8 protein-coding genes are annotated in these 12233 nt (G+C 45.5%); 7 read left to right on the top strand and 1 reads right to left on the bottom strand.

Features of this window, described 5'->3' with window-relative positions:
* Window positions 1-303 precede the first annotated feature (303 nt).
* The 3 genes from H6G17_RS16480 (at window position 304) to murI (ending at window position 5317) form a co-directional block, all read left to right on the top strand.
* Entirely contained in the window at window positions 304-1716 is a 1413-nt protein-coding gene (locus tag H6G17_RS16480) for a cation:proton antiporter (protein WP_192158951.1), read from the top strand.
* 566 nt (window positions 1717-2282) lie between these two features.
* A complete protein-coding gene (locus H6G17_RS16475) occupies window positions 2283-4298 on the top strand; it encodes an N-acetylmuramoyl-L-alanine amidase (RefSeq protein ID WP_192158949.1) in 2016 nt (671 codons plus the stop codon).
* A 137-nt stretch (window positions 4299-4435) separates the two neighbouring features.
* Window positions 4436-5317: a glutamate racemase gene (murI, locus tag H6G17_RS16470; RefSeq protein WP_192158947.1), complete on the top strand. Its 882-nt coding sequence runs from the start codon at window positions 4436-4438 to the stop codon at window positions 5315-5317.
* A 540-nt stretch (window positions 5318-5857) separates the two neighbouring features.
* Here murI and H6G17_RS16465 read toward each other — a convergent pair.
* Window positions 5858-6109 carry a hypothetical protein gene (locus tag H6G17_RS16465; RefSeq protein ID WP_192158945.1) on the bottom strand — a complete coding sequence of 84 codons (252 nt, stop codon included), beginning with the start codon at window positions 6107-6109 and terminating at the stop codon, window positions 5858-5860.
* Window positions 6110-6232: 123 nt separating this feature from the next.
* Here H6G17_RS16465 and sds point away from each other — a divergent pair, with 123 nt between their 5' ends.
* From sds to H6G17_RS16445, 4 genes are all read left to right on the top strand, one after another.
* The gene (gene sds, locus H6G17_RS16460; RefSeq protein WP_192158943.1) at window positions 6233-7204 is read left to right on the top strand and encodes a solanesyl diphosphate synthase; all 972 of its coding nucleotides are present in this window, start codon (window positions 6233-6235) and stop codon (window positions 7202-7204) included.
* Window positions 7205-7601: 397 nt separating this feature from the next.
* Entirely contained in the window at window positions 7602-10187 is a 2586-nt protein-coding gene (locus tag H6G17_RS16455; protein WP_192158941.1) for a sigma 54-interacting transcriptional regulator, read from the top strand.
* A gap of 9 nt (window positions 10188-10196) precedes the next feature.
* A complete protein-coding gene (locus tag H6G17_RS16450; RefSeq protein WP_192158939.1) occupies window positions 10197-11531 on the top strand; it encodes an ATP-binding protein in 1335 nt (444 codons plus the stop codon).
* A gap of 70 nt (window positions 11532-11601) precedes the next feature.
* Window positions 11602-12219, top strand: coding sequence for a class I SAM-dependent methyltransferase (locus tag H6G17_RS16445; RefSeq protein ID WP_192158937.1), 618 nt, complete (start codon window positions 11602-11604; stop codon window positions 12217-12219).
* Window positions 12220-12233: the final 14 nt, after the last annotated feature.

Raw genomic sequence — 12233 nt, 5'->3', positions numbered from 1 at the left:
TGTGTATTTAAAAGCACTTTATCTCTACGACCTTTACCCATCAGCTTACCCCCATTTTCCGCCTGTCTTATTGCACTATTTTAGCCTTGCCACACCACTACGTAGATTTCAAAAATCAAATATGAGTCCTATAGCTTTGAGCAGTTAGCTTTGACGACTGCTGAAGAAAACATACCTGGTAGCGATCGCTACCAGGTATGTTTTTTGGTCATTGGTCATTGGTTGTTATTCTCTCCTCTGCTCCCTGCTCCCTGCTCCCTGTTAACTGTTAACTGACTCCCCAAAACTAGTAAATTGAAAAGGATGATTTTTGGACAGCTAATGGAGTTAGATGGTTTTAGCTGGGTAAGTAATTTTACTCTGTGGGGATCTACGCCTTTACTGCTAACTGCGCCAGAAGCAGAGGCAAATAGTGCTTTGGTGCTAGCAGGAGTGCTGCTAAGTTTGGTCGTCATTTACTTTGCTAGCAAAGTGGGTGGAGAAATCTCTAACCGCTTTGGCTTACCTCCAGTTCTAGGTGAACTGGTGGGTGGTGTCATTGTCGGAGTTTCTGCCTTACATCTATTGGTATTTCCAGAAGGTGGGGCTGATGCCACGAGTTCTCTGATTATGAATTTCCTTCAAACCACTGCAGGACTAGCACCGGAGGAAGTCGCTCCCACTTATGCCGCTCAAAGCGAAGTTATTTCAGTTTTAGCTGAGCTAGGTGTGGTGATCCTGCTATTTGAAATTGGGCTGGAATCAAATTTAAAAGAATTAATGGCAGTCGGTATCCAAGCGGCTGTGGTGGCTTGTGTAGGGGTAGCCGTGCCGTTTGGCGCAGGCACGGCAGGGTTGATGATTTGGTTTGGTGTACCTGCCGTGCCTGCGATTTTTGCTGGTGCTGCCTTGACTGCAACGAGTATTGGTATTACTTCCAAAGTCTTGTCGGAACTGGGAACTCTCAACTCAAGAGAAGGTCAAATTATCTTAGGAGCCGCCGTAATTGATGATGTACTAGGTATCATCGTGCTGGCAGTGGTGGCAAGCTTGGCGAAAACTGGCGAAGTGGACGTGGGTAATGTCATTTATCTGATTATTAGTGCCACTGGTTTTTTGTTGGGGGCAATTCTACTTGGCAATGTTTTCAACAAAACCTTTGTTACAGTTGTCGATCGCCTCAAGACACGGGGTGAGTTAGTTATCCCAGCTTTTATCTTTGCTTTCGTCATGTCCTACTTGGCTGCGGCAATCCATTTAGAAGCGATTTTAGGAGCATTTGCCGCTGGTTTAGTGCTAGACGAAACTGACAAGCGCAAAGAACTCCAGAAACAAGTCGTACCGATCGCGGATATGCTTGTCCCCATCTTTTTTGTCACTGTAGGGGCAAAAACCGACTTGGGAGTTCTCAATCCCGCCATTCCCAGTAACCGCGAGGGGTTGATTATTGCTATCTTTCTGATTGCTGTGGCAATCGTCGGTAAAGTTGTCACGGGTGCTGCCGTCTTCGGACAACCTGGCATCAATCGTTTAGCGATCGGGGTAGGCATGATTCCTAGAGGCGAGGTAGGACTAGTATTTGCTGGTGTTGGTTCTGCAAGCGGCGTTCTTTCTAAACCACTAGAAGCTGCCATTATCATGATGGTGATTCTTACCACATTTTTAGCACCCCCCCTCTTGCGTTTCGTCTTTCCCCCCACCACTGCTGTAGGAGGTGAACCAGAAACTCCCGTGTAGTAAGACAAGGAGGACAAGGGAGACAAGGAAGAAGTCAAAGCGATCTTTCTCCCTCAGCCTCCTCAGCCCCCTCAGCTCGTCTTCATTCCTTCACTCCTCACTCCTCGCTCCTCACCCCGCACAATTGTAAATTTTGATGTACTTTTATCGTTCTGTTACGGGCAAACTGCGATCGCTGCCGCAAGATGCGGTACTAAATTAAAAAACGCGATCGGATAAGGAGGGTCAAGAAACTATTAGCATTTGAAAAATTATGCATTACACTACTGAAATCTTCTGCTACTCAGTTAAATTTTTCTGAAAATCAATGGCTCAATTGAGATAAATTAATCGATCGCTTGTTGGTGTGAGCGGACTGCAATGGGAATACTTATATGAAGCGCGAATCGTCAAATTTGATGAGAAGCATTTCACATTATGTTTAAATCTAGTTTCAACCATTATTGGAGGACTCAGGTATACTCATGGTCGGCATTGGCTCGACACTGCGAGATCGGATGGAGTGAAACAGCGCCAACAGAGGAGACGTTGACAGCTGGGATGCATGCGCATAAGGAGAAAGCACCGTGAAATTATACTGGCTTTTACCCAGTACTTTAGGCATTTTTCTAATCTCGTCTCCTACTGAGGCGGCGAGTCTGAAATCGTGGCATTTTAATGCCAAACAAAATCGACTGGAAATCAAAACAGAAGGCAAAGTTCAACCCAGAGCAAAGCTGGTATTTAACCCCACGCGCCTAGTGATTGACTTGCCGGGGACAGCTCTGAAGCGAACGACAGTCAAACAGAAAGCGGGTGGAGCGTTTCGCGCTCTCCGAATTGGACAGGTTGACAAGAAAACGACGCGGATTGCGCTCGAACTCAGTCCGGAGTATAGTCTCGACCCTAACCAGGTAAAGGTTCGCGGTGCTTCTCCCAGTCATTGGTTGGTGCAATTGCCGCAGCCAGAAAAAATTGCTGGCTCGTCTCCCGCTCCTGCACCGCAGTCGTCAGATGAGTCTGCGTCCTCAGAATCTCCGCAGCCACCTGTGGAGCCACCAGATGCGATTACACCTCCAGCATCTCCGCAGCCACCTGTGGAGCAGCCAGCTGCGACTACTGCACCTTTGACGATCGCAGCGCCAAGACCATTAGAAGCAGCGCCTTTATCCAATCCTAGTCCTGCTGTCTCTCCACCCAGGCAGTATTTACGGCGCACCAGCGGCACTACTGCGCCAGCCACTCCTACTCCATCTGTCAACGGCTTGCAAGTACAAGGCGTTCGTGCGACGGGTGATGGCTTTTTTATCCGTACTGTTGGCACTGGCAAGCTCGATGTTCATGTCGATCGCAACTCCGATGGGGACGAAGACAAAATTATTGTCGATCTCAAAGGTGCAAGTTTAGCACCTAATTTCTTGCCCCCAAAGGCATTTAGCCGTTTTGGGGTGAAAAAGATTGTCCTCAGTCAAGCTCAGTCCGAGCTGCCTATAGTCCGCCTCACGATGGAAGTCGATCGCGATAGCCCTAACTGGCGGGCGATGGTGAGTCGATTTGGAGGTCAGTTGGGCAATCAATTCGGTGGAGTCGTTTTACTTCCGAGTCGAAATCGTTATACAGATCGCGCTAGCGCAGAGCAGCGCAACAGAACGACAGAATTAGCCACAATTGAATCAGTAGATTTGCGAGGCGATCGCCTCTACGTCAAAGGCGATCGAACTTTAGTCTATGCCAGTGGTTGGGATCGGTCGTCTGCTGCCTACAGCATTACTATTACTAATGCCCAATTAGCTAGAACGGTACAGGGACCAACTTTAGATACCAATAGCCCAGTTTTAAGGGTGCGCTTGCGGCAGTCCGATCCGCGCACGGTCACGATCCTAGTCCAGCCAGCGGCGGGAATACGAGTGGGAGAGGTCGAGCAACCCAGCCCAGAGTTTCTCTCGCTAGATTTAAAGCGCTCGTCGATGGTTCTAGTCCCGCCATCCTCTCCAGCTACTGATCCTTCAATTTCCATTCCGCCGCCAGTACCCGCAGCACCACCCCGCATCCGCGATCGCAATGGGAAAACAATCGTTGTCATCGACCCAGGACACGGTGGTAAAGATCCAGGGGCGGTTGTAGGAGGAGCGCAAGAAAAAGATATCATTCTGCCAATTAGCAATCGAGTTGCTCAGATCCTGGAACAAAATGGCGTTCATGTCGTGCTGACGCGGGATAGCGACTATTTTGTAGGACTACAAGGACGGGTAGACATTGCCGAACGGGTAAATGCGGATCTATTCGTCAGCATCCACGCTAATTCCTTGCCTACGCGCCCAGATATCAGCGGTTTGGAGACTTATTATTTTGATAGCGGCTACAATCTAGCCGTGACAGTTCACAATGCTATGTTGCGAAATGTTCCAAATCTTCGCGATCGCCGCGTGAGAAAGGCTAGATTTTACGTCCTACGCAAGAGTTCTATGCCAGCTGTTTTAGTAGAAACTGGGTTCATGACAGGGCAACATGATGCACCGCGTTTGAAAACGGCTGCTTATCAAAATCAACTGGCAGAAGCGATTGCTCAAGGTGTTCTTCAGTACATTAAACAACAACGTTGACACTACGGTAATGTCAGTGTTAATTATCAACTTGACGGATGGGTTTGCGTTGCTGGTTGCCGCTTTTGCTAATACCAGTTAACAAACTTGCCCATAGGTTCTGTGCTAAAGCATAATTAACGGGTTAAGCTCGAACTGTGTTTTATTCCTATCTTTCTATCAATAATCATTCCGATTTTCCCAGTCGAGAACCCCAACAATCGCCAATTGGCGTATTTGATAGTGGTGTGGGTGGTCTTACTGTTTTAACTCAGCTGTATCGGCAGCTACCAAACGAATCTATTTTATACTTTGGCGATACGGCTCGCCTACCCTACGGCACGCGATCGCCAGCCGAGATCGTACAATTTACTCGCGAAATCCTCTGCTGGATGCAACAGCAGCAGGTAAAAATGGTCGTGATGGCTTGTCACACGGGTTCCGCTCTAGCTTTAGAGACGGTGCGGTGGGAATTTCCGTTTCCCATTTTGGGTGTGATTTTACCTGGAGCAAAGGCGGCGGTAAAACAAGGTAAACGCATCGGTGTAATTGCAACCCCAGCAACTGCTGCTAGCAACGCTTTTCCACAGGCAATTCAAGAGATTGATAGTACTGCTAAAGTCTGGCAAGTCGGTTGTCCCGAATTCGTGCCTCTGATCGAAGATAATCGGATCAATGAGCCGTACACTAAAGAGGTAGCACGGCGCTATCTGGCTCCCTTAATTCAGCAGCAAATCGATACTCTAATCTACGGCTGTACACACTATCCTCATTTATCACCCGTGTTGCGATCGCTTTTACCTACTAGCATCAAGCTGGTCGATCCGGCAATTCACGTTGTCAAAGCCGTAGCTTGCGAACTCGATTTACTAGGACTGCGAAATAATTTACCACCGATGCCAACTCGCTTTTGTGTCAGCGGTTGCCCCCAGCAGTTTATCCAGTCCTCCGTCCGATGGCTGGGTTATGCTCCTGTGGTGGAAAAAGTTAATTTAGAATCGGTTCTTACTCCCAGTTATCCCCTAGAACTTTTGGACTAGAGACGTTTGTAGAGACGTTATATGTAACGTCTCTACACCGGTCATCGGTCGCTGGTCGCTGATAGTTGACCCAACCCTTCCTCTTTATGAGGAGAGATGTCCCGAGTCTCGGGATTTTTTACATGCCTTTGCGCTAACAGTAGTAAAAGGTAAACAGTCAATAAATAACCAGTTGCCAAGCAAGGAATAATCATGGGTACGTTGCCGTAAGTCATTGTGCCGCCAGCGAGTCAAAAAAGAGAAATAATGTTTAGAAAATAAGACAGCGCAAAGCATCGACCAAAAGCAGCTTTTGGCAGTTTCCACGTCGCAATAAGTTACTACCAGTTAGTCAAACGAATGCCTCGCCAGCTGCTGGTTTCCTCACTGTTCTCCGCACACCACTAACTTAATTTCCAAGACGATCTCTCTATTCAAAACTTTTAAGCGCTAGCAGGTCTACCAAACAAAATTAACTGACTGGCACTTAAAAGTTTCGGAACGATGCCGAGGTTCTGGATTGCTTTGGGTATGCACACCTAATCGACTCAGCCGATCTCGTTACCTCTTGGCAACTTGCTCGACTGTGTTGATTTTGTGAATTGGTTTAAATGCTTCAGTATCTAGGCTAACACATGAATCTATACTTTTAGTCAATAATGTTGCCTCTAAATTTAAAATCAACGGTCGGATAGATAAATCTTGGGTAAATTTACTGAAATTGGGAAGGATGACTTTGACAAAGCGAAGTTTTTCTAAGTGTTTTTGTTTAATTGTATCTAAGGCTACGACAATTTTTCTCAGGAAATGCATTAGGGCGATCGCGGCGATCGCGAAAAATTACCTTTACCAAAACTTCCCCCTTGCCGAGGCTTAGCTTAAAATGAGTACAGAATATGTAAAATTTCGTAAAAAACTATTAGAGTCAGCTCCTTCATGACATCAGCGACTTCCCTATTTTCTCCAGTTGAAGCAGACCTGCGTATACTGTCAGAGAACCTAATAGAACTAGTAGGAACTCGTCATCCCATCCTCTCCGCCGCAGCAGAGTACTTGTTTGGAGCTGGAGGAAAACGGGTGCGACCAGCAATTGTTTTGCTGATGTCGCGGGCGACGATGCTAGATGAGGAGATTACTCTCCGTCACCGCCGACTAGCGGAAATTACGGAGATGATCCATACAGCAAGTCTGGTACACGACGACGTAGTGGATGAAGCTCCGATGCGGCGCGGCGTTCCTACCGTCCATAGCTTGTTTGACAACCGAATTGCTATCTTAGCAGGTGACTTTTTATTCGCTCAGGCTTCGTGGCATTTAGCCAATTTAGACAATCTGGAAGTGGTCAAACTCCTTTCAGAAGTGATTATGAACTTCGCCACCGGCGAGATTCAGCAAGGGATGACTCGGTTCGATACCGCAATGACGATTGAGGCTTACTTAGATAAAAGCTATTACAAAACAGCTTCTTTGATTGCCAACAGCTCTAAGGCTGCGGGTTTACTCAGTGGCGGCTCAAAAGAAATTGTCGATCGCATGTATGGCTACGGTCGTCACTTAGGTTTAGCATTCCAAGTCGTGGACGATATTTTGGACTTTACAGGCTCGACAGAGGTTTTGGGCAAACCAGCCGGATCGGATCTCAAAAGCGGTAATTTAACCGCACCTGCTTTGTATGCTTTGACAGAAAAGCCCTATCTTGAAGTCTTAGTCGAACGACGCTTCGAGCAGGAAGGGGATCTGGAAGAAGCGCTGGCGTTGATTAAGGATAGTCAAGGCATTCAAAAAGCTAGAGAGTTAGCCTCTTACCATGCTAATCAAGCAGTAGAGTGCATCGGTTATCTTCCAGCTTCGGAATCTCGACAAGCCTTGATTGATATGAGCGACTACGTGTTGAATCGGCTGTATTAAATGGGGAGTAGAGAGTTGTAGAGACGCTACATGTAACATCTCTACAACTCTTCTTTAGCCCCTCTTCTAATGGCTGCGCCTGAAGAAGATGGCAGCCATGATAATAAAAAATAAAAGCGTGAGAGGAACCCAAAGATTGGGAAGGTCTGAGCTGCTCATACGAGAAGGTTTACAGATAGCCGAGAGGGGTTTGGGCAGTTGGGAACATTCTCTATGAAAATAGATAACGCCGATTGGGGTAGTAGGGAAAGACAACAGCAGGAATAAAAGAATTTCAAAATATACAATTCATCGTATCCTTGAGGCATAAGGGCTGTCGAGCTAGTAGATCTGTGTAGAGCCACGGAACGTCTCGACTTGTCACAATGAATGAAGTATTGCAAAATAGGGGGATACGATGTCTCCAGATTTACTCATCTGGCTGCAAGAGCGAACGGCGCTATCGGTGCTATCGTCAGAGGTATTAAATGCGATCGCCCAAGTTGCTGTAGAACGAGTTATCCCCGCTAACGAACGTCTGGTAATAGAAGACACTGACCCAGAAGCGCTTTATATTCTGCAACAAGGTCGCTTGGAAAGTAAACGCGCTAACCTGACTACTCCCGTATGGGCAATAAGTTTACTTTCTGGGTCGGCAATTAATCTCCAAGAATTAATTTTAGAACAGCCAGTGCAAAGAACGGTTACTGCCTTGACAGAATGTCACTTATGGGCAGTGCCAACGGCGGAATTTCAGCAGATTGTCGGACAATACCCCGAAATCTTTCAGACGATTTCGCGCCAGCTAGCGCAAGAATTAAGCCAATTAACTTCAGCACTATCATACGAACAAGAACGAGCGATCGCCCTGCGCCCATATTTGGTTACTAAAGTCAAGCGCGGTATCATCGGTACGAGTCGTTATGCGGTGCGGCTGCGTCAAGAAATTAGAGAAGTAGCTAGTAACAAAAAATCAGTTCTCATTTTTGGCGAACCAGGACTGGAAAAAGACAACATCGCCACTTTGATCCATTTCGGTTCTCCTCAACGCCGCCAACCAATTATTAAAGTTAACTGCAATTTACTACAAACCAGTGGCGCAGATCTTTTTGGTCGTGTCGGCGGGAAGCCAGGGTTGTTGGAATGGCTGGGTGAAGGAACGCTAGTTTTGAATAATACCCAAGAACTACCCGTGGAATTAGTGCCGAAAATCGCGCAATTGCTCCAAAATGGCACTTACCAACCTGTCAGCCGTTCTGAAGATACACCAGATGTTACCCGCACGAGTCAAGCACGGATTTTAGCGATCGCCGAACGAACTCAACCCGCGATCGCTCGTTGTATCGGACAGACCATCAAAATCCCACCATTACGGGTACGAAAAGCCGATCTTAAAGCTCTAGTAGAATATTACATCAGTTTGTACACTCGCAGCGAGGGATTAGCCAAATCGAAAATTGCCCCCGAAGCCTTGCGTCGCCTGCAATCTTATGATTTTCCTGGCAACTTGAGAGAGTTACAAAGTTTAGTCGAACGGGCGCTCGTGCAGTCGGGAGAAGAAACTGAGTTAACGGAAGAAATTTTTTGGTCGGCACAAACGAAGAAAAAACAATTTCGCATCAACTTATTAAATATTTACCCTAGTTTACGGCGATTTCTGCGCAGTTCTTGGTATCCAGACCGAATTAACTATGGCTTTACCTTGTGGTTTTTTGCCTTCATTGTCATTATCTTATTTGTTGGTCCTCAACAACGAGATCGAAATTTCGCCTTAAATATGTTTTGGGCTTGGTGGTGGCCCCTCGTATTGTTGGGTTTTCCGTTTGTGGGTAGGTTATGGTGTGCGGTGTGTCCGTTCATGATTTATGGCGAAGTCACGCAAAAATTATCTCAATGGTTGTTTCCAGGGCGAAAGCTGAAACAGTGGCATCGGGAACCAGCAGAAAAGTGGGGTGGCTGGTTTTTATTCGGTTTATTTACGCTAATTTTTCTCTGGGAAGAACTATGGAATTTGGAAAATACGGCTTATCTTTCTAGCTGTTTATTACTATTAATTACAGCTGGAGCGATGATTTTCTCAGCAATTTTTGAACGGCGATTTTGGTGTCGCTATTTGTGTCCAATTGGCGGGATGAATGGTTTATTTGCTAAGTTATCGATGACAGAATTGAGAGCGCAGCAAGGAACTTGTTCGGCAGAATGTACGACGTATCAATGTTACAAGGGTGGTCCTCAAAAGGGTGAGGGCATGGAAACCAATGGTTGTCCGTTGTATTCCCATCCGGCGCAGTTGGAGGATAACCGCGATTGCGTGTTGTGCATGACTTGTTTAAAAGCTTGTCCGCATCGTTCGGTTGAGTTTAATTTACGTCCGCCAGGGATTGAGTTGTGGACAACTCACATCCCTCATAGTTATGAAGTGGCGCTGTTGTTGTTGTTATTAGGCGGAATTTTTCTACACCGTTTACCGGAAATTCAAACTAGTTTGGGTTTGGAGATCGACCTGACACAATTTTTTCCTCATTTAGGTTTATCTTTGTTGGTTTTGTTGGTTCCGGCTGGGTTTGTTTTTATGGTTTATGGGTTGATGCGATCGCTTTTTTGGGTGAAGAGTTATGTCGCGCAAAGTCGCAGAGGCGCAAAGGATACAAAGGAGATTTCGCGTTTTCAGCCTAAGCCGTTTGTGGAGTTGGTATATGGGTATTTACCGTTGGTTTTGGGGGGAAGTTTGGCGCACTATCTGCGTTTGGGTTTGGGGGAGGCGGGACGAATTTTACCCGTGACTTTTGCTACTTTTGGTTTGAGTGGGGCGGGATTACCTGTGGTGGTGGCGCATCCGGCTGTGATTGCATTTTTACAGGGAACAACGCTGATTTTTTCTGTATTACTGACGGTGGTATTAACTCAGAAAATTGCGCGTCAACCGTTTCGGCTGTTGCTACCGCAGCATCTAGGGGCTGTAATTATTGCTGCTAGTCTTTGGGCGATTGTTGTGGGGAGATAGCGCCGAAACATGGATACTCAAACGAACTCATCTTTTGAATTTTTCCAACTCCAAGCAGCTTCTTTACTAATATATCAATCTGTTTTAACAGATGAGGTAGGACAGGCTTTTCTTAATTTACTGCGTTCTTTACGTCAAATCGATTTGTTACAGTCGTTGCGACACAGCGAAGTAGATGAATTAGGATGCGTTCGCGCTTATGGAAATTATTTTAAGGCGATCGCTTCTCAAAACCAATCCTGGCAAGATTATTTAATTAGCCAAATTCTGAGAGATGATAATCCGTTTTCACGTCAAATTCAAAATACCGATCTAGCGGATTTACCACCATCTTTAATCGCCGCCGCACAGCAGGATTTGCAAGCTTTACAAAGCCTCTATCAATGTAGTAGCGAACAGTTGAGTCAGTGGGTACAAGCCGCAGCTAAATTAAATTTACCTCCGGTAGCTTGGACTGATATACCTACAGAAAAAGCTAGCGATCGCACTATCTACTATAAATTATCACACCTCGACAACTGGGCAGATATCCTAACAGATTTAGCTGCATACTATCGCCAACACGGTACGGGTATCTTTGCTAAGTATCAGGCTTTGCGCTGGCAGTCGGGACAATTTGTGGGTGTTTCCCATGCCGATCCGGTGCAGTTACAGCAGTTGGTAGGATACGAGTATCAACGGGATACTTTGAAAAAAAATACAGAATTTTTGCTAGCAGGTTATCCCGCCCTACATGTTTTACTATACGGTAGTCGGGGTTCGGGAAAATCTTCTTTGGTAAAGGGATTGTTACATGAATATGGCGATCGCAACTTACGTTTAATTGAAGTCGCCAAATCAGATTTAGCAGCTTTACCTACAATTGTCGAGCAACTGCGGGGCGTGCCGCAAAAGTTTATTATATTCGTTGACGATCTCTCATTTGAAGAAGACGATGATGCTTTTAAAGCTTTGAAGGTTGTTTTGGAGGGGAATATAACTGCCCGTCCTCAAAATGTTGTCGTCTATGCGACTTCTAACCGCCGTCATTTGGTCAGAGAAATGTTTGGCGATCGCCCTCGTCCAAGTCAAAATGAAGAAGTTGGGGTGTGGGATACTGTACAAGAGAAGCTTTCATTTAGCGATCGCTTTGGTTTGACTTTAACTTTTGAGCCAGCAAATCAAGATACTTACTTGCATATCGTACGACATTTAGCAGCACTAGCCGAGCTAAATATTTCCCAGACAGATTTAGATTATCGTGCTTTACAATGGGCAACTTGTCACAACGGACGTTCTGGACGCACGGCGAGGCAATTTATAGACTTTTTGCAAGCTGAATTGAATTTGGGCAGTCGGGAATAAATTTTTAATAAGTTTATTTTCGCTAAAATACAAGAACTAAAGCTGTTATCAGTTTGTATAGGAGGAATCAATGGGATTTTATTCACAAAGAATCCTACCTTACCTGCTTGACTGGTCGTTGTCCGATCCGACTATGGCTCAATATCGAAAAGAAGTTTTGGCAAATGTGACGGGAGAAGTTTTAGAAATTGGTTTTGGTACGGGTTTAAATCTTTCTTACTATCCAGAAAACATTGATAAATTGGTAGCGATTGATGCTAATCCTGGCGTTCATAATCTTGCTCGCAAGCGCATCCAAAAATCTCATATTATTGTAGACAATCGCGTGTTGAATGGCGAAAACTTGCCAATGGCAGATAATACGTTTGATAGCGTTGTCAGTACTTGGACGTTGTGTAGTATCGCCAAAGTCGAACAAGCACTGCAAGAAATCTATCGGGTATTAAAACCAAGAGGAAAATTCTTTTTTGTAGAACACGGACTGAGTAATGAACCTCAAATTCAAGTCTGGCAAAACCGCTTAAATCCAATTCAAAAAGTTATTGCTGATGGCTGTCACTTGAATCGTAATATTAGACAACTGGTAGAAAAGCAATTTGATACAGTAACATTGAAAGAGTTTTACGCGGAGAAAACACCCAAGTTTGTAGGTTATTTATATCAAGGTCTTGCTACCAAGGGTGTTTAAATAATTAGAATTAA

This window comes from Chroococcidiopsis sp. [FACHB-1243] (assembly GCF_014696895.1).
Classification (GTDB): Bacteria; Cyanobacteriota; Cyanobacteriia; order Cyanobacteriales; family Chroococcidiopsidaceae; genus Chroococcidiopsis.
Note: the sequence above shows the minus strand (reverse complement) of the source record. Positions and strands in the feature narration are given on the sequence as shown.

Bases quoted from the DNA above. Each gene is read 5' to 3' on its own strand.
- H6G17_RS16480 (WP_192158951.1), top strand. From the start codon at position 304: ATGATTTTTGGACAGCTAATGGAGTTAGATGGTTTTAGCTGGGTAAGT.
- H6G17_RS16465 (WP_192158945.1), bottom strand. From the start codon at position 6,109: ATGCATTTCCTGAGAAAAATTGTCGTAGCCTTAGATACAATTAAACAA.
- sds (WP_192158943.1), top strand. From the start codon at position 6,233: ATGACATCAGCGACTTCCCTATTTTCTCCAGTTGAAGCAGACCTGCGT.
- H6G17_RS16455 (WP_192158941.1), top strand. From the start codon at position 7,602: ATGTCTCCAGATTTACTCATCTGGCTGCAAGAGCGAACGGCGCTATCG.
- H6G17_RS16450 (WP_192158939.1), top strand. From the start codon at position 10,197: ATGGATACTCAAACGAACTCATCTTTTGAATTTTTCCAACTCCAAGCA.
- H6G17_RS16445 (WP_192158937.1), top strand. From the start codon at position 11,602: ATGGGATTTTATTCACAAAGAATCCTACCTTACCTGCTTGACTGGTCG.